The following is a 17,459-nucleotide window of genomic DNA, read 5'->3' on the forward strand; positions in this document are numbered from 1 at the left end:
GGGTCTAGCGTGGAGGGCATGACGTCGCTCGCAACCGACCTCGCACGACTCGGCGCCGAGTTCTGGGAATGGCGCGACGCCACCTCGTTCCGCACGTCCGACGACATCCCGCGCGTCGAGCGCCCGGCCGGGTGGCTGCCGCGCTTCGACCGTGCCGCGATCCACGAGTTCACGCTCGCGCTCGCCGGCTTCGCCGATCGCTGGAAGGCGATCGATGCCGAGGGGCTCGGCGCGCTGCCCGTCGGCACGCAGGTCGACCACCGGCTGCTCGGCGCCGCGCTCGCGCGAGTGCACTGGGAGCTCGAGGTGCTCCGCAACTGGGAGCGCGACGCCGTGTTCCTCACGTCGCAGGTGCTCGGCCCGTGGTTCGACCTGCTGCTGCCGCCCCCGCCGTTCGACGAGCGGCGACAGGCCGACCTCGTGCGCGTGCTCGAGGCGATCCCCGCCGCCGTGGAGCAGGCGATCACGAACCTCGAGCGCGCCGGCGTCGCGACCCTCGCCCGGGTGGCGGCGGCCGACCTCCACGAGATCGGCGCGCGGCTCGAGCGCTCCGTGGCCGAGGTCGTGCCGCTGACGGATGCCACGGCCGCCGCCGCGCTGCGCGCCGCTCAGCCCGGGGCGAGCGCGGACCTCGAGCGGTTCCGGGGCTGGCTCGCGGCATCCGCTGATCGGCTCGGGCCCGACGTGCCCGTCGGACGCGAGGCCTTCACGTGGTACCTGCGCCACGTCGCGCTCGTGACGCACGATCCCGAGGAGCTGGTGCGCGCCGCGATGCAGGACGCGAACCGCAGCATCGTGGCGGAGGCGGCGACCCGCGCCCGCTTCCGCGACGTCGCCGAGCCCCTGCTCGCCGTCTCAGCCGAGGCCGAGTCGACGGCCGAGGCCGCGGCAGAAGCCGAGGTGCGCGCCTTCTACGAATCCGCGGGCCTGCTCTCCCAGCCCGAGACGCTGCGCCGCTACCGCTTCGCGCCGACGCCGCCCTACCTCGAGCCGCTCGCGTTCCTCGGCGTGAACGACGACCTCACGAGCGTCCGGCGCGTGGCCGACGACGCCACCTCGTACGTGCCCGAGCCGTCTGCCGACCTGCCGTACTTCGACGCGGCGAACGCGCGCGATCCGCGCCTCGGCATCATCCACGAGGGCGCGCACAGCCAGCAGCTCGCGCTGTCGTGGGCGCAGCCCGACCCGATGCGGCGGCACTTCATCGACTCCGTCGCCAACGAGGGCATCGCGCACTACAACGAGGAGCTCATGCTCACGGCGGGGCTCTTCGCCGACGCCCCGCACTCGCGGGTGATCGTGCACAACTTCATGCGGCTGCGAGCGTTGCGTGTCGTCGTCGACGTGAACCTCGCCACCGGGGCGTTCAGCCTGCCCGAGGCCGTCGACTTCTTCGTGCGCATGGTGCCGATGGACGTCGGCACCGCCACCGAGGAGACCGCCTACTACGTGGCGACGCCCGGCCTTGCGATGTCGTACCTGGTCGGCAAGCACGAGGTCATGCGGCTGGTGGCGGATGCCGCGGTCGCGGCCGCGCTCGACGGCACCGAGTTCTCGCTCCGCGAGGTGCACGACGCCGTGTGGCGCAACGGCAACGTGCCGATGTCGCTGCTGCGCTGGGAGCTGCTCGGTGACCGCGGCGACGTGGACGCGCTCGACGCCGCCGGCGCGTGGTGGGAGTCGGCGCCGGCGGGTGCGGAGGTCAGCGGGAGCTGAACTCAGCGGGGGTGAGGTCTGCGGGCGCTGAGGCAGGCGGGGCGTGTCAGAACGCGACGCCCTCCGCCGCGTCAGGGCCGTCCACGTCGGACTCGTCGGACTCGTCGGGGTCGGTCGTGTCTGGGCTGGTCGTGTCTGGGCTGGTCGCATCCGGGCCGGGCGCATCCGGGTCGCGCTGCGAGGCGGCATCCGGATCCTCCTCGGGCTCGAACGTCGTCGGCTCGCCCGCACCGACGCCCACGCCGTCGGGTTCGTTCGGGATCGTGCCCTCCCCGCCGAGGCCGTCGGGCTTCTTCGTGCCCTCGGGGTCGTGGTGCGCGGTTGCGTCGCTCATGGTGTCCTCCCCTGACCTCCTCACGATCACACGCCCGTCGGCGCGCCGGCGCGGGGTTGACACGCACGACAATGGACTCACCGACGAGGGAGGGCCGCATGACCGACGGAACCGTGGTGACCGAGGCCGACCTGGCGTGGCTCCGCCGATGCGTGGACCTCGGCTCCGCCGCCCGCGCCCGGGGCGACCATCCGTTCGGGTCGCTCGTGGTCACCGCCGACGGACGCACGGTCGAGGCGATGAACTCGGTCGTCACCCACGCCGACCCCACCGGGCACGCCGAGACGAACGTCGTGCGTGCGGCGGCATCCGTGCTGCCCGCCGAGGTGCTGGCGACGAGCACGCTCTACACGAGCACCGAGCCCTGCGCGATGTGCGCCGGCGCGATCTACTGGAGCGGCATCGCCCGGGTCGTGTACGCCCTCGGCGAGGACGGGCTGCGCGACATCGTCGCCGAGCAGGAGGGCGTGCCCACCATGGCCCTCCCGTGCCGCGAGGTGTTCGCCCGCGGCGGCCGGCCCGTCACGGTCGCCGGCCCGGCCGACCTGCCCGAGGCCATCACGCTGCACGACGGGTTCTGGGGCTGAGTCGAGGTCGCGAGCGGATGGCGCGCACCCCCAGAACGGCCGAAGTGTTGCCGTTCGGATTCGGGCGGCGAGAGACTCGCGTATGCGTACATCGCGGTGCGTCCCCGTGTTCGGGGAAGTCCTGGTCGCCATCTCCGCCCTCGTGCTCGTGACGGGCTGCACTGCGGGCGGGTCGTCGCCGTCGGCGCCGCCGGGTTCGGACGCGGCGCAGCACCAGACGGCCGACCCCGAGCAGGCCGAGGCGGTGATGGAGATCGTGCGCGACTACATGGAGGAGGCGCACCTCAAGGCGGTCATCGTGCGCGCCACGGTCGACGGCGAGGAGATCGTGCGGGCCGCGGTGGGCGATTCGATGACGGGCGTGCCGGCCACCCCCGACATGCACTTCCGCAATGGCGCCGTGGCGATCTCGTACGTCGCGACGCTGCTGCTGCAGCTCGTCGACGAGGGGATGATGACCCTCGACGACCCGGTGTCGATGTACCTGCCCGACCTGCCGCACGCCGACGAGGTGACGGTGCGCCAGCTCGCGCAGATGACCTCGGGATATCAGGACTTCGTGCTCGGCAACGAGGAGTTCGCCGAGATCGCCTACGCCGACGTGTTCAAGGCGTGGACGACCGAGGACCAGCTCGCGCTCGCCGTCGACAAGCCGCTCTGGTTCGAGCCGGGCACGAACTGGGCGTACGCCCACACCAACTACGTGATCCTCGGCCTGGTGCTCGAGGAGGTCACCGGGATGCCGCTCGAGGACGCCCTGCAGCAGCGGGTGCTCGACCCGCTGGGCCTGACGAATACGACGGCCTCGCTCACCGCGGAGATCCCCGAGCCGGTGCTGCACGCCTACAGCTCGGAGCGGCGGTCGTTCTTCGGCATCCCCGCGGGCACGCCGTTCTACGAGGACTCGACGTCGTGGAACCCGTCGTGGACCATCGCCCAGGGCGCCATCGAGACGAGCAACATCGACGACCTGCTCGCGAGCGCGATCGCCGTGGGCACCGGCGAGTTGCTCTCCGAGGAGTCGTACGACGAGATGACGTCGACCGACCTGCGCGGACGGACGAGCGCGATCGACGGATGCGTCAACTGCCGCCCCCTCGACGAGTTCGCGACGTACGGGCTCGGCCTGTGGATCTCGGGCGACTGGCTGCTGCAGAACCCGCTCTTCTACGGATACGCGGCGGTCAACGCCTACCTGCCCTCGGAGAAGGTCGCGATCGCGGTCGCCGTGACCTACGACGAGGCGGCGTTCGACGACGAGGGCGGGTACTCGAACGGCGGCGACGAGTTGTTCCGCAGGATCGGCGCCTACCTCGCGCCAGATGACGCACCACCCGTGCGGCCGGCGCAGTAGCGCGCCCTCAGCGCCGCGGAATCGTCGAGCCGCGGATGACGAGCCGCACCGGCAGGTACTCGGTGCCCGAACGCAGCTCGTCGTCGAGGGCGGTGAACACGCGCTTCGCCGCCGTGCGCCCGAGCTGCTGCAGGTTGGCGTCGATGCTCGTGAGCTCGGGGCGCGAGTTGGTGGCGAGCACCTCCCAGTTGTCGTAGCCGATGACCGCCACGTCTTCGGGCACGCTCCGGCCCAGGTCGCGGAGCGTGTCGAGCACGCCGCGGGCGATCTGGTCGGAGCCGCACACGATGCCGTCGACCTCGGGATGCTGCGCGAGGAGCATCGCCGCCGCATCGCGGCCCCAGTGCTCGCTCCACGCCGAGAACATCGGCTCGCCGACCAGTTCGAGGCCCGCGGCCTGCAGCCCGTCGCGCACACCGAGCAGGCGGTCCTGCGCCGCCGCGTAGGCCGGGTCGCCGCTCAGGTGCGCGATGCGCGAACGCCCGCACGAGACGAGATGCTCGACGGCCAGGCGCCCGCCGGCGCGGTTGTCGGGCGTGATCGACAGGTCGGCGGGGTCGTCGGACGGGGCGTAGGCGTACACCACCGGCACCGGCAGGTCCTGCCCGAGCGACGGCCTCGGGTCGGTCTGACGGCCGACGACGATGATGCCGTCGACCCTGCGGTTCAGCAGCGCCTTCAGGTGGTGCTGCTCGCGGATGGCGTCGCCGCGCGCATCGCAGAGGAACACGTTGACCTGGCCGGCGCCGAACGCGTCCTCGGCGCCCATGAGGATCGGGATGACGAACCGGCCTTCGAGGTCGCTCGTGAGCAGGCCGACGGTGCCGGTGCGCCCGGCGAGCAGGCTCCGGGCGAGTTGGTTGGGCGTGAACGAGATCTGCTCGGCGGCCTCGAGCACGCGACGGCGGGTGGCCGGCGCGACCTCGTCGCGGCCGTTGATGGCCTTCGAGGCGGTGGCGATCGAGACGCCGGCGAGCTTGGCGACGTCGCTGAGCGTCGATGCCCGCGCGCTGCCCGGGTGTTCCACTCGCGCCATCGCGGCCCCCTTTCGTGTCGGAAACGTTACCGGATTCTGCTCTTGACGTCCCCGGATTCCCAAGAGTAACGTGCCGAAAAGCATTTCGGGATTTTCGCGGTCGCGCGCCCCGAGTGTCGCAGCACCGGGCATCCCCAGCCCGCTCAACGACGAGTCAGAGGAGAGACCATGAGCAGCACCACCCGCCGGATGCGAAGAATCGCCGGCGTCCTCGCCGCCGGCGCACTGCTGGTCGGCGTGTCCGCCTGTGCGGCCGGCAGCGAGCCCGCGAGCAACCTGTCGGATGCCGGCCCCGAAGGGGTCGATGACGGGTCGACGCTCACGCTCTGGACCCGGGCCCCCCTCGAGAAGCAGGCGAACCTGCTCGTCGATGCCTACAACGAGAGCCACGAGAACCAGGTCGAGCTCACGGTCGTTCCGAACGACGACTACGTCGCCAAGGTCGGTGCCGCGGCGGGCTCCAACGGCCTGCCCGACCTCTTCGCCGCCGACATCGTCTACGTGCCGAACTGGGTCGAGCAGGGCCTCTTCCAGGACCTCACCGCGAACATCGACGGCCTCGACTTCAAGGACGAGATCAACCCGGGCCATCTCTCGGCCGGCACGGTCGACGGCAAGGAGCACGTGCTGCCGTTCGTGCTCGACCTCTCGATGCTGTTCTGGAACAAGGAGCTCGCGACCGAGGCCGGCCTCGACGCCGAAGCGGGGCCTGCGAACCTCGAGGAGTACGCCGAGTGGGCGAAGGCCATCCAGGCGCTGAACAAGCCCGACACCTACGGCACCGCCACGGGCCTGAACTGCGGCGGATGCCTCGTATTCACGTGGTTCCCGAGCGTCTGGGCCGACGGCGAGGAAGTCATGAACGAGGATGGCACCGAGTCGCTGCTCGCGAGCGACACCGCCAAGGAGATCTACGCCACCTGGAAGGACCTCTGGGATTCGGGCGCCGTGCTCCCGTCGTCGCAGGACGAAGCGGGCCCGACGTGGACCGCGGGCTTCACCGAGGGCAAGGTCGGCCTCATGTTCTACCCCGCCACGCTGCTCTCGTCGACGCCGTTCGAGGCCGGCGTCTCAGGCATCGTCGGACCCGAGGGCGGCGCCTCCACGTTCGTCGGCGGCGACGGCATCGGCATCTCGAAGGACTCGAAGAAGTCGGCGCAGGCGTGGAACTTCCTCAATTGGATGATGTCCGAGGAGGCCCAGGTCGGCGTGCTCGCGAAGGACAAGGACGTCGTCTCGCGCGGCGACCTCTCGAGCAACGAGTACTCCGACGCCGACCCGCGCCTCGTCACGATCAACGAGGTGGCCGCGAACGGCGACACCCCGGTCGCGATCCACTTCCAGGAGGCGTTCAACGCGCCGAACAGCCCGTGGCTGACCCTGGTCCGCGACGCCGTGCTCGGCGACGGGGCATCCGTCGACGCCGACAACGACGAGATCACGGCGGTGCTCTCGCAATAGGGGATGCGGGCAGCCGGCGCCGATCGCGAGGTCGGCGCCGGCCGCCCGCACCAGCGCACCACCCGGCACCACCAAGGCGCCACCTGGCACCACGCAGGCGACACGCACGAGACCCCGCACCACACGAAAGGCCCGAACATGACCGCCCTGGCCCCTCCCGCCGAGACGGCGTCGCCGCCGAGGCGCTCCACGCGCCGCAAGCGCCGCGCGACGCACGGCGGCGCGCTCGCCGGCTGGCTCTACGCCACGCCGACCGCCCTCTTCGTCATCCTCCTCTTCGTGCTCCCGCTGATGCTCGTGCTGCAGATGTCGGGCTCGGACTGGCCGCTGCTCGGCGGCAACCAGGGCTGGAACCTGCCCGACAACTACGAGGACGCGGTGACGAACCGGTTCTTCACGGACTCCGTCGCGTTCACCCTGAAGTACACGATCCTCACCACCGTGATCCTGCTCGCCCTGGCGCTCGGGCTCGGCCTGCTCGTGCAGGAGTCGTCGCGCTGGAAGGGGCTCCTGCGCACCTCGTTCCTCATCCCGAGCGCGCTCGGCCTGGCATCCGCGTCGCTGCTCTTCTACGTGCTCTACTCGCCCATCGCCGGGCCGTTCGCCGACCTCATGGCGGCGTGGGGCTTCACCTTCCTGGGCACCCCCGACGGCGCCCTCTGGTCGACCATCTTCCTCATCGTCTGGCGGTACGCGGGCTTCTACATGCTGCTCATGCTGGTGGGCCTGCAGGGCATCCCCGACGACGTCTACGAGGCCGCCCGCATCGACGGCGCCTCACGGTGGCAGACGTTCCGCAGCGTGACGCTGCCCCTGCTGCGGCCCACGCTCGCGCTCACGACGGTGCTCTGCGTCACGGGCTCGCTGCTTGCGTTCGAGCAGTTCTACATCCTCACCAAGGGCGGGCCCGACAACTCCACGATCACCATCGTGCAGCTCATCTACAGCGTCGCGTTCCAGGGCCCGAACAACCTCGGCGTGGCCGCGGCGCTCTCGGTGATCGTGCTGATTGCCCTTGTCGTCATCAACGTCGCGCAGATCCGCGCGTTCAGCAGGAAGGCCGAGGACTGATGAGCATCGACACCGCGCCCGACACCACCCGGGCGATCGTGACGGATGCCGCGGCGCACGGCCCGCGCACGCGGTATGGGGTGGCGCGGAAGCATCCGCCCACCTCGTTCGCGGGCATCGCACTGCGCACCCCCTACTGGGTGGTCACCGGCGCGCTCGCCGTGCTGTTCCTCTACCCCCTGATCTGGACGACGGTGGCGTCGTTCTCGCCGCGGGCGGGCACGAACCAGGTCGACGGCTGGGGCCTCGGCAACTACGTGACGCTCGCGAACTACCAGGCGGGCATCTGGGTCTACCTCTTCAACTCGGTGTTCGTGTCGCTGCTCACCGTGGCCCTGACTCTCGTCATCTCGCTGCTCGGCGGCTACGCGTTCGCGCGGTTCTCGTTCCCCGGCAAGAACGCCCTGTTCCTCGCGACGCTCGCGATCCTGATGGTGCCGTACACGACGCTGCTGATCCCGCTCTACGTGCTGCTCAACCTGGTCGGGCTGTCGAACTCGCTCGTCGGCGTCGCGCTGGTGCTCACCATGTTCCAGCTGCCGTTCTCGATGTTCATGATGCGCATCTCGTTCGAGGCCGTGCCCCGCGAGCTCGACGAGGCCGCCATGGTCGACGGATGCTCCAGCTTCACGGTGCTCTGGCGCGTGCTGATCCCCGCCGTGAAGCCGGGCCTCATCACGGTGGCGCTCTTCGCGTTCCTCGCGGCGTGGAACGACTTCATGGCGCCGCTGATCCTCATCAACGACTCGAACAAGATGACGCTGCCGCTGGCCGTCTCGAACCTCCGCGGGCAGGTGCAGGGAGTCGTCGACTACGGCGCCACCGAGGCCGGCGTGGTCGTGCTGGCCGTGCCGTGCATCCTGCTCTTCCTGATCCTCCAACGTCACTACGTGCGCGGCTTCATGTCGGGCGCCTTCAAGGGATGACCATGACGCTCACCACGAACACCACCACCACGACCCATGCGGTTCCCGTCGCACCGAGTGCCGGAGTACTGCGCCCGCTGGGCCTCGACGAGGTGACCATCACCGGCGGGTTGTGGGGCCGCCGGCAGGCCGTCAACGGCACCGCCACGATCGACCACATCGGCGCGTGGCTCGAGCGCGAGGGCTGGCTCGCGAACTTCGACCTCGCGGCATCCGGAGCACTTCCCGAGGGACGTCGCGGGCGCGAGTTCTCCGACTCGGAGGTCTACAAGTACCTCGAGGCGATCGCCTGGGAGATCGGCCGTCGCGACGCGGTGGGTGAGCCCGTCGACGAGCTCGAGGCGCGGTTCCGTGCGGTCGTGGCGCGGATCGCGGCCGCGCAGGAGCCCGACGGCTACCTGAACACGCGGTTCGGGCGACCCGGTCAGGGCGCGCGCTGGTCGGACCTCGAGTGGGGCCACGAGCTGTACTGCCTGGGACATCTCTTCCAGGCGGCCGTCGCCCGGGTGCGCACGCGCCCTGACGCCGACGACGCACTCGTCGGCATCGTGCGCCGGGCGGCCGACCTCGTGTGCGGGGTCTTCGGCGTTGGCGGCGACGAGCGCATCTGCGGACACGCCGAGGTCGAGGTGGGCCTCGCCGAGCTGGGCCGCGCGCTCGGCGAGCCGCGCTACGTCGAGCAGGCCCGCCTGTTCGTCGAGCGGCACGGCCGGGGCACGCTACGCGAGATCGAGTGGGGCCGTTCGTACTACCAGGACGACATCGCCGTGCGCGAGGCGGGCGTGCTGCGCGGGCACTCGGTGCGGGCGAACTACCTCGCGGCCGGCGCGGCGGACGTCGCGATCGAGACCGGCGACGACGAGCTGCTCGGTGCGCTCGACCGGCAGTGGGAGACCACCGTGGAGCGTCGCACCTACGTCACCGGCGGGCAGGGCTCGCACCACCAGGACGAGGCGTTCGGCGAGGACTGGGAGCTGCCGAGCGACCGGGCCTACTCCGAGACCTGCGCGGCCGTGGCCTCCGTCATGTTCAGCTGGCGGCTGCTGCTCGCCCAGGGGGAACCGCGCTTCGCCGACCTCATCGAGCGCACGCTGTTCAACGTGGTGGAGACCTCGCCGAGTGTCTCGGGCACGACCTTCTACTACGCGAACACCCTGCACCAGCGCCGGCCCGGTGCGGTGGCCGACGCCGACACGGTGTCGCCGAGGGCGCAGTCGTCGTTGCGCGCGCCGTGGTTCGACGTGTCGTGCTGCCCGCCGAACACGGCCCGCACGTTCGCGAGCCTCGCGGGCTACCTCGCCACGGCGGACGCCTCGGGCGTGCAGCTGCACCAGTACGCGCCGGCCGCGCTCCGCACCACGCTCGAGACCGGGCAGGAGGTCGCGCTCGAAGTCGCGACCGAGTACCCGCGTTCGGGCGGCGTGCGCGTGACGGTGCAGACGGATGCCGCGGAGCCCTGGACGCTGTCCTTTCGAGTGCCGGCGTGGGCGGCGGGCGCGCGGCTCACCCTGCGACCCGCGGGCGCCGACCACGTGCAGGCGCAGGACGCGGAACCGGGCATGGCGTCGTGGACGCGCGCCTTCACCGCCGGCGACGTGGTCGAGCTGGAGCTTCCGGTCGAGCCGCGGTTCGCCGCTCCCGACCCCCGCGTCGACGCGGTGCGCGGATGCCTCGTGGTCGAGCGCGGCCCCGAGGTGTTCGCCCTCGAGTCGGTCGACCTCGGCGGCACGTCGCTCGCGGCATCCGACTTCGCCGACCTGCGGGTCGACCCCGCGGCCGGCCTGCGCGACGCCGCGGGCCCCGACGGCGGCGCGGGCGTGCTCGCGACCATCGTGGATGCGCGCACCGGCGCGCGGGCTGAGGTCGCCCTCGTGCGGTACCACGAGTGGGCCGAGCGCGGGCCGTCGCAGATGCGGGTGTGGATGCCCGTCGTGGGGGCGTAGGGCGCGGCGCGGCGGCCCGCGACCGGGCCCGGCGCGTCTGCTCGGAGCCCGCGCCTCAGGGCTTGACGAGCCCGAGCTCGAGCAGGCTCCGCGCCGACGCCAGGATCGCCTCCTGCGGGGTGCGCGGGTTCCAGCCGAGCATCCGGGTGGCCTTCTCGTGCGAGGCGCCGCGCGCTCGCCGCAGCTGCGGGGCGATGGCGCGCAGCTCGGGGCTGACGACGGCGCCGGCGCGCACGAGCCAGCGCGGCAGCGTGCGCGTCGGCACGTGCCTGGCGTCGGCGCCGAGGTGACGGCGCAGCAGCATCGCCATGTCGTGGAAGGAGATCGGGTCGCCCGCGACGGCGAGGAACCGCTCGCCCGCGGCATCCGGATGCCGCATCGCCAGCACGTGCAGGTCGGCCACGTCGCGCACGTCCACCCCGGTCGTGGTGCCGGGCGGCACCGCCGGCACCTTGCCGTTCAGCAGGCGCAGCAGCACGTGGATGGACGTCGAGAAGTCGGCGCCGAGCGCCGGCCCGAAGATCACGACCGGGTTCACCGTGGCGAACTCGAGGCCGGCGCCCTCGCGTTCGATGAACTCCCACGCCGCCCGCTCGGCGAGCGTCTTCGACTGGATGTAGGGCGTGAGGTGCGGCGCCGTGAGGTCGGTCCAGTCCACCTCGGTGAACGGGCGGCCGGGGTCGGTGCCATAGCCGATGGCCGCGAACGACGACGTCTGCACCACGCGTCGCACGCCCGTGTCGCGGGCGGCCCGCAGCACGCGCAACACACCCTCGCGTGCCGGCTCGATCAGGTCGTTCGCGTCCTTCGGCTGGCGAACGGGAAGGGGGGATGCCACGTGCAGCACGTACCGGGTGCCGTCGACCGCGTCGAGCCAGCCGTCGTCCTGCATGAGGTCGGCGACGACGAACTCGATCCCCGTCGGGTCCTCGCCGCCCGCGCGCACGAGGTCGCGCACCTGGCCGGCCCGGTCGAGAGATCGCACCGTCGTGCGCACGCGGTAGCCCTCGCGCAGCAGCGCGACGATGCAGTGCGCGCCGACGAAGCCCGTTCCGCCGGTCACGAGCACGAGTTCCCCGCTCATCCAGCCCCCACGGGTGGGACTCTACTCCGTCAGCTCGCGACGCCGGGTGGGGACTGCGGCGGGGCGCCGACGGGGGCCAGCCAGATCGCGGGCGCCGGCCACACGATGCCGTACGAGGCGAGCACGAGCACCGTGAACGCGTAGATCATCACGGCCATCGTGAGGCATCCGAGCACGATGCCGGTGATCGGCAGGGGTGCCTTGCGCCGCCCGAGCGAGCGGTACCGCGACGCCGACATGCCGCCGAGCCAGACCGCCAGCGACCCGAAGAGCACGAGCCACGCCGTGCGCTCGTACTGCCCCTCCAGCGGCACGAAGAAGCAGGTGAGCGTCGTGATCACGCCGATGCCGACCGAGGACCAGCCGAAGAACCGGGCCCAGCCGACACCCTCGGCGGCATCGCCGCCCCACCGCATCCACTCGCTCATCGGCTCGATCATCGCACGCCGGCCGGGAACGCGAGTGGGCCCGCCTCCGAGGAGACGGGCCCACCGTGGTGCGAGCGGTTCGGCTACTGCGGGTTGACGACGTCCACCGTCATCGCGCCGCCTTCCACCTGGCTGGTCACCGTGGCGGTCACTCCGTGGCCGGCGACGAGGACTCCGCCCAGCGGGTTGAGCGGGCTCATGAACGCATCCTTCACCGCATCCGTGAACGTCGCGGTCTGCTGCCGCTGCGATCCGTCGCCGACGACCGCCGCGACGGACTGCACCGTCTGGTTCTTGCCCTTGCCGACGAGGATCTCCTTGTGCAGCGCGACCTGGTCGATCGGCTGCAGGCCGAAGGTGGCGTCGTACGGCTGGCGACGGTTGCTCGGCTTGGTGCCGTCGGGGTAGGTCATCGGGACGACACCGGCGTCGATCGGCAGCGCGAGGCCGTGGCCCTGGTGATCGATCGTGTTGTTGTCGGTGTAGGTCTCGTCGACCGCCCACACGAGCATGCCGTCCTGGAACGGGAAGCGCTCCACGTGGTCGGGCTTCGTGTAGGCCGCGTCGAACTGGTACGGGCCGTTGCGCAGCGTGTCGTCGTAGCCGACGTAGGTGCGGTTCTCGACCAGGTAGTAGGCGTCGCCCGTGCTGGTCTCGGAGCCGGTGCTGATCTTGAAGCCGCCCGCGGCGGTCCAACCGTTGGCGCCGCCCTCGACGCTGTCGCTCAGCAGAGTGGTGCCGCCGCTCTTCACGACGATGTCGTCGAGGAATGCGCCGGCGAGGTGCACGCCGCCGTCGGACTGGTAGCGGAAGCGGAACAGCGTGTTCGCGTTGCCGCCCGGCACCGAGTACTTCAGCGTCGTCCACTTGCCGTTGGACGTGTCGGAGAGGCTGCCGACGGTGATCCAGTGGGCGCCACCGTCGGTCGAGTACTCGCCGTAGAGGTAGTCGAAGCCGGCCTCGATGTCGTACCAGGCCTTGGCCGAGACCGTCGCGGTCTTGACCTTCGACAGGTCGAGCGTGCGCTCGAGCGTCGTGTTCAGGTCGTCGGCGCTCGAGGTCCACCACGCGTGTCCGCCGTTCGGCGTCACGTAGTCGTTGGTGACGGGCGCGTCGGGCACGTCGACGACGAGGGCCTGGTCCTGGCCGTCGGCCTGCAGGGCGGCCGGGCTCAGCGTGTAGGAGCCGCTCTGGCCGGGGTCGACGACCGAGTAGTCCAGCCAGCCGAGCTGGAGCTTCTCCCACGGGCCCATGTAGCCGGGCGTGGTGCCGATGTCCTCGGTGCCGTGGTTGAGCCACGAGCCGCTCGACATGAGCGTCCAGAACGCGGTCGAGTTCTCGCCGCCGTTCGTGTCGTAGAAGTCGGGCAGGCCGAGGTCGTGGCCGAACTCGTGCGCGAACACACCGAGGCCGCCGTTCTCCGCCTCGACCGTGTAGTCGCCGATCCAGAAGCCGGTGTCGCCGATCTGCGCGCCGCCGAACTTGGCGCCGTCGGGGCCGGTCGTGCCATAGTCGGTCGAGTTCACGTACCAGCGGTGCGACCAGATGGCGTCCTCGCCCTGCGCGCCACCGCCGGCGTCCTCACCCTCGCCGGCGTGCACGGCCTGGAAGTGGTCGAGGTAGCCGTCGGGCTCGTCGAAGTTGCCGTCGTTGTCGGCGTCGTAGCGGTCCCACACGTCGAAGGAGGCGAGCTCGGCCTTGATGTCGGCGTCGGTCTTGCCGGCCGCCACCTGCGCGTCGTACCAGGCGTTGCCGGTGTCCTCGATGAACTGCCACGAGCCGCCGAAGTCCTCGACCGTGTTGTCACCGTAGGTGGACGCGTTGCCGGGCACCGTCACCCAGTCGCTGACCTCGCCGTCGATCGAGTAGTTGCCCGACGACTGCTTCTCGTAGAAGTCCTTGAACGACTCGCCGTCGCCGAAGAAGAGGTCTTCGTAGGTGTCCTGGTTGAAGTCGGGCAGCCAGTGCGTGCTGTTGTTCACCGTGCGGTCGGGCTGCGGGATCTCGTTGTGCAGCGGCCCGGGCGTGGAGCCGAGCTTGCCGGCGGTCTGGTCGCCGAACTGCGAAAGGATCGTGAACACCCGGTCGGTGCCGGTCACGGCCGCCTGGTAGTACTTGTCGGTGTCGAGCTGCACGACGCCGTCTTCGCCGGGCGAGGCCTGGCCCGAGAGGATGAGCTTCTGGGCGGCCTTGCGGCGCTGGTTCTGCCGCTCGGTGAGCGGGCCGGGGCGGTTGTCGAGCCGCTGGGCCGCGGCCGTGTCCGAGGTGGGACCGTCGGCGGGGGCGGCGACGGCTGCAGGCCCGAAGGCCGCACCCGCCATGACCGTCATGCCCGCCGCCGCGACGGCGACCACGCCGCGCATACGTCGATTCACGAGTTCTCCTTACATGGAAATGCGCCCGGGATCGCCGGGCACGGTGCGGGAAACCTAACACCGACCTTCCCCTCGGGGAAGAGGTTGACCTCGGTCATGTTCCGAAACGACCCGAATCGTTATCGCGCGCTGCATCCGCGTCGCACTACCTGCGAACGACGCAACGAATCCGAGGGCGCGACCTCTTGTGCAGATCGCGCCTTCGGGCGAAAATACGTGCCGATTCCGATCAGGCAGCCACCTCCGGCGCGGCCTCGGCCTCGACCGCCGTCGCCGCACGGCCGCCGAGCAGCGCCTCGACCACGAAGGTCGCGTCGCGGTCCATGCCCATCAGGGTCTCGGACGCCACGGAGTACTGGAACGGCATGCCCACGAACCCGAGCCCGGGGCATCCGCTCGCGAGCCCCCGCTCCTCGACGGGGAGCCCGTGCTCGTCGACGACGCCCTCGATGCCGATCCAGCCGAGGTCCGGCCGGGATCCCGTGCACCACACGACGGTCGCGGCGTCCATCGCCGTGCCGTCGGCCGTGACCGGTCGCCCGGCCTCGACGCGGTCGATGCGGTCGACCTGCACGACGCCGGCGCGCACGAGATCCTTCGGCGAGTTGCGCACGAGCATGACCCCGTGCTCGGCGCGCTCCGCCCTGACGGCGCGCCCTCGCTCCGTGTCGATGGTCGTGTTCCGGAGTCGACGGATGAAGATGCCGGTCATGAGGTTGCCGAGCGGTCGGTCGATGTCGACGGGCACGTGCCCCGGATGCCGCCCGGCGAGCGTCACGGCGTGGCCGGCGCGCGCGGCCTCGAGCGCGACATCCGTGCCCGAGTTCGCGGCGCCGACCACGAGCACCGGCCCGTCGGCGAGCTGCTCGGGCCCCTGGTAGTCGAGTGCGTGCAGCTGCCGGATCGACGGGTCGAGCGCGGCGGCGAAGCCGGGCGTGACGGGCCGACGGTGCGCACCGGTCGTGACGATGACCTTCGACGCGAGCACCTCGTCGCCGCCCGCCAGCTCCAGGCGCAACCGCCCGTCGCCGGCGCGCGTGAGCGACACGACCCGCGCCGAGGTGCGCACGGGCAGGCGGAAGTGCGACGCGTACCGTTCCAGGTAGTCGGCGAGCTGGGCGCCGGTCGGGTAGGCGAACCGCCCGAGGTCGATGCGGAGCCCGGGCAGGCTGAGGTACGGGCGGGGGGTGAACAGCCGCAGCGAGCGGTATCGCTCGCGCCACGAGTCGCCGATGCGGGCGTGCTCGTCGAACAGCTCGAAGTCGGCGCCGCGTTCGGCGAGGTGCCTGCCGACGGTGAGGCCTGCGGCGCCTGCGCCGATGACGGCGGTGTCGATGGCGGTGGTGGACATGATGGCCTCCTGGAGGATCCGGATCGCTGGTGCCCGCGACGCTACGGATGCCGCGTCGCCGCCGCGTCGGCAGAAATGACCAGTTCCGCGGGCCTCGGGATGCCGCGTCAGGATGCCGCGGCGAGCCCGTGCTCGAAGGCGAACGCCGTGGCGCCGGCTCGATTGGCGAGACCGAGCTTGCCGAGGATGTTGCTCACGTGCCGCGCGACCGTGCGCTCGCTCAGGAAGAGCTCCTGGGCGATCTGCCGGTTGGTCCGTCCGCCGGCGATGAGCCGTAGCACCTCCACCTCACGCCGGGTGAGTCCGGCGGATGCCGCGGCCGCCGATCGCCCGGCTCCGGCCGCCGTGCGCTCGAGCCGGTCGAGGTCGGCCACCGCGCCGAGGTCGGCGAGCACCGTGCGCGCCGCGTCGAACTCGAGCTGGGCGGCCTCCTCGTCGCCGGCCGCGCGGTTCGCGCGCCCGAGCAGCACCCGGGTCACGGCGGCCTCGTACGGCGCCTCGAGCTGCCGCCACGCCGACCACGCGCGTCGCAGCAGCGGGAGCGCCCGGTCTGCGGCATCCGCCTGCAGCAGGAGGCGCGCGTCGGCGCGATCGGCCTGCGCACCGAGGTAGGGCGTGGCCATCAGGTCGGCCATGGCGCGGAGCTGGGCGGCGGCGCCGGCGGCGACCGCCGGGTCGCCGTGCTCGACCTCGAGCTCGACCTGCGCGGCGAGCAGCTCGGCGCGGATGCTCAGGCTCGGCGCCGACTCGAGGGCGCGGACGATGCCCGACCGGGCCGTGGCCGTGCGGCCCTCGTCGCGCCGCAGGCGGGCGAGGCCGGGCTGCACCTCTCGGCCGAGCTCCGCGGCGCGCCGGTACGCGGCCTCGGCCTCGTCGCGACGGCCCGCGAGCCGGTGCAGCTCCGCCACGCCGTAGTAGGCGTGCTCGAGGGCGAGGGCACGGCGCTCCCGCTCGCAGACGTCGGCGAGCGTGGCGGCGGCCTCATCCCATTCACCGAGCAACTGCAGCACGCTGGCGCGGTGCACCGAGCACTCGCCGCGGAACGGCTCGAGGCCGCGCTGCGCGTCGCACCACTCGCTGAGGTCGCGGGTCCACACGCGGGCCCGGTCGATGTCCCAGCGGTCGATGCAGCTCGCGATGACCGCGCAGTACGCGGGGCCGGCGGCGCGATCGCTGACGCGCCCGGAGGAGACGGCGAGCATGACGCGGTCCATGGCCGCGAACCCCTCGACCGGGCGGCCGCTGAACACCAGGGACCGTGCGAGCGACATGGTGGCCAGCACCTCCAGGTCGAGGTCCCCGGCGGCCCGAGCCGATGCGGCGGCCCGTTCGCAGAGCCCGACGGATTCCTCGACCCGTCCCTGGGCGTACGCGGTCGCCCCCTGCGCGAGCGCCAGGGCCGCGTCGCCGAGCAGCGACGGGGCGCTCGCAGCGCTGAGCTCGGCCAGGCGCGCCATCCACGCTCCGGCGCGCACGACCTCGCCGCGGTCCGCGAGGGTGAACCCCAGCCAGAACACGCAGCGCATCGCCGCATCCGTCTCGCCGGCCTCGAGGTAGGCGCGATGCGCGGCGTCCCAGGTGCGCTCGCACTCGGACTCGTGGCCGAGGAACCACGCGGCGAGGCCGAGTTCGTCGAGCTCCGCGGGCGACAGCGTGTCGCGCCGGCTCGCCAGCGCGTCGTACGTGGCGACCCAGTCGGCCGCCCGCGCTGCGGTCCCTGCTGGCATGTGGCCATTGTGCGCCCCGCCGCGGCACCCGGCAACCGGGTCGCCGCCCGTCGCTGGCGGGATGCT

14 protein-coding genes are annotated in these 17,459 nt (G+C 71.8%); 7 read left to right on the forward strand and 7 right to left on the reverse strand.

The window, feature by feature from the left end:
- The first annotated feature begins 18 nt into the window (after window positions 1–18).
- Window positions 19–1,716 carry a DUF885 family protein gene (locus J2X63_RS10105; RefSeq protein WP_309976673.1) on the forward strand — a complete coding sequence of 566 codons (1,698 nt, stop codon included), beginning with the start codon at window positions 19–21 and terminating at the stop codon, window positions 1,714–1,716.
- Window positions 1,717–1,762: 46 nt separating this feature from the next.
- Here the strand turns inward: J2X63_RS10105 and J2X63_RS10110 are convergent, their stop codons facing one another.
- A complete protein-coding gene (locus J2X63_RS10110; RefSeq protein WP_309976676.1) occupies window positions 1,763–2,050 on the reverse strand; it encodes a hypothetical protein in 288 nt (95 codons plus the stop codon).
- Window positions 2,051–2,148: 98 nt separating this feature from the next.
- Between J2X63_RS10110 and J2X63_RS10115 the strand changes: the two genes are divergently transcribed.
- Complete coding sequence (locus J2X63_RS10115) at window positions 2,149–2,637, forward strand: nucleoside deaminase (protein ID WP_309976678.1); 489 nt, start codon at window positions 2,149–2,151, stop codon at window positions 2,635–2,637.
- 106 nt (window positions 2,638–2,743) lie between these two features.
- A complete protein-coding gene (locus J2X63_RS10120) occupies window positions 2,744–3,991 on the forward strand; it encodes a serine hydrolase domain-containing protein (RefSeq protein ID WP_309976680.1) in 1,248 nt (415 codons plus the stop codon).
- A gap of 7 nt (window positions 3,992–3,998) precedes the next feature.
- On the opposite strand, the gene J2X63_RS10125 is transcribed toward J2X63_RS10120, so the two are convergent.
- A complete protein-coding gene (locus tag J2X63_RS10125; protein WP_309976683.1) occupies window positions 3,999–5,027 on the reverse strand; it encodes a LacI family DNA-binding transcriptional regulator in 1,029 nt (342 codons plus the stop codon).
- Window positions 5,028–5,195: 168 nt separating this feature from the next.
- On the opposite strand from J2X63_RS10125, the gene J2X63_RS10130 reads away from it, so the two are divergent.
- From J2X63_RS10130 to J2X63_RS10145, 4 genes are all read left to right on the forward strand, one after another.
- Window positions 5,196–6,488 (forward strand): sugar ABC transporter substrate-binding protein, encoded by a 1,293-nt coding sequence (locus tag J2X63_RS10130; protein WP_309976685.1) that lies wholly within the window; start codon window positions 5,196–5,198, stop codon window positions 6,486–6,488.
- Between the two features lie 138 nt (window positions 6,489–6,626).
- Window positions 6,627–7,559: a sugar ABC transporter permease gene (locus J2X63_RS10135; protein WP_309976687.1), complete on the forward strand. Its 933-nt coding sequence runs from the start codon at window positions 6,627–6,629 to the stop codon at window positions 7,557–7,559.
- Window positions 7,559–8,485 (forward strand): carbohydrate ABC transporter permease, encoded by a 927-nt coding sequence (locus J2X63_RS10140; protein WP_159606217.1) that lies wholly within the window; start codon window positions 7,559–7,561, stop codon window positions 8,483–8,485. Before J2X63_RS10135 ends, J2X63_RS10140 begins: the two co-directional genes overlap by 1 nt.
- A 2-nt stretch (window positions 8,486–8,487) precedes the next feature.
- Window positions 8,488–10,428, forward strand: coding sequence for a beta-L-arabinofuranosidase domain-containing protein (locus J2X63_RS10145; RefSeq protein ID WP_309976690.1), 1,941 nt, complete (start codon window positions 8,488–8,490; stop codon window positions 10,426–10,428).
- 55 nt (window positions 10,429–10,483) lie between these two features.
- On the opposite strand, the gene J2X63_RS10150 is transcribed toward J2X63_RS10145, so the two are convergent.
- From J2X63_RS10150 to J2X63_RS10170, 5 genes are all read right to left on the reverse strand, one after another.
- Window positions 10,484–11,512, reverse strand: a complete 1,029-nt coding sequence (locus J2X63_RS10150) for an aldehyde reductase (RefSeq protein WP_309976692.1) — start codon at window positions 11,510–11,512, stop codon at window positions 10,484–10,486.
- 29 nt (window positions 11,513–11,541) lie between these two features.
- On the reverse strand, window positions 11,542–11,940 hold the full coding sequence (locus J2X63_RS10155) for a hypothetical protein (protein ID WP_309976693.1): 399 nt from the start codon (window positions 11,938–11,940) through the stop codon (window positions 11,542–11,544).
- Window positions 11,941–12,023: 83 nt separating this feature from the next.
- Window positions 12,024–14,315 carry an immune inhibitor A domain-containing protein gene (locus J2X63_RS10160; protein WP_309976695.1) on the reverse strand — a complete coding sequence of 764 codons (2,292 nt, stop codon included), beginning with the start codon at window positions 14,313–14,315 and terminating at the stop codon, window positions 12,024–12,026.
- A gap of 229 nt (window positions 14,316–14,544) precedes the next feature.
- Window positions 14,545–15,666 carry an NAD(P)/FAD-dependent oxidoreductase gene (locus tag J2X63_RS10165; RefSeq protein WP_309976697.1) on the reverse strand — a complete coding sequence of 374 codons (1,122 nt, stop codon included), beginning with the start codon at window positions 15,664–15,666 and terminating at the stop codon, window positions 14,545–14,547.
- Between the two features lie 107 nt (window positions 15,667–15,773).
- The gene (locus tag J2X63_RS10170) at window positions 15,774–17,393 is read right to left on the reverse strand and encodes a response regulator transcription factor (RefSeq protein ID WP_309976698.1); all 1,620 of its coding nucleotides are present in this window, start codon (window positions 17,391–17,393) and stop codon (window positions 15,774–15,776) included.
- Between the last annotated feature and the right edge of the window lie 66 nt (window positions 17,394–17,459).

The sequence above is a fragment of the Agromyces sp. 3263 genome (genome assembly GCF_031456545.1).
In the GTDB taxonomy this organism is placed as follows: domain Bacteria; phylum Actinomycetota; class Actinomycetes; order Actinomycetales; family Microbacteriaceae; genus Agromyces.

Excerpts from the sequence above, each read along its gene's own strand:
- J2X63_RS10105 (WP_309976673.1), top strand. The coding sequence starts at position 19 with ATGACGTCGCTCGCAACCGACCTCGCACGACTCGGCGCCGAGTTCTGG.
- J2X63_RS10110 (WP_309976676.1), bottom strand. The coding sequence starts at position 2,050 with ATGAGCGACGCAACCGCGCACCACGACCCCGAGGGCACGAAGAAGCCC.
- J2X63_RS10115 (WP_309976678.1), top strand. The coding sequence starts at position 2,149 with ATGACCGACGGAACCGTGGTGACCGAGGCCGACCTGGCGTGGCTCCGC.
- J2X63_RS10125 (WP_309976683.1), bottom strand. The coding sequence starts at position 5,027 with ATGGCGCGAGTGGAACACCCGGGCAGCGCGCGGGCATCGACGCTCAGC.
- J2X63_RS10130 (WP_309976685.1), top strand. The coding sequence starts at position 5,196 with ATGAGCAGCACCACCCGCCGGATGCGAAGAATCGCCGGCGTCCTCGCC.
- J2X63_RS10135 (WP_309976687.1), top strand. The coding sequence starts at position 6,627 with ATGACCGCCCTGGCCCCTCCCGCCGAGACGGCGTCGCCGCCGAGGCGC.
- J2X63_RS10140 (WP_159606217.1), top strand. The coding sequence starts at position 7,559 with ATGAGCATCGACACCGCGCCCGACACCACCCGGGCGATCGTGACGGAT.
- J2X63_RS10145 (WP_309976690.1), top strand. The coding sequence starts at position 8,488 with ATGACGCTCACCACGAACACCACCACCACGACCCATGCGGTTCCCGTC.
- J2X63_RS10150 (WP_309976692.1), bottom strand. The coding sequence starts at position 11,512 with ATGAGCGGGGAACTCGTGCTCGTGACCGGCGGAACGGGCTTCGTCGGC.
- J2X63_RS10155 (WP_309976693.1), bottom strand. The coding sequence starts at position 11,940 with ATGAGCGAGTGGATGCGGTGGGGCGGCGATGCCGCCGAGGGTGTCGGC.
- J2X63_RS10165 (WP_309976697.1), bottom strand. The coding sequence starts at position 15,666 with ATGTCCACCACCGCCATCGACACCGCCGTCATCGGCGCAGGCGCCGCA.
- J2X63_RS10170 (WP_309976698.1), bottom strand. The coding sequence starts at position 17,393 with ATGCCAGCAGGGACCGCAGCGCGGGCGGCCGACTGGGTCGCCACGTAC.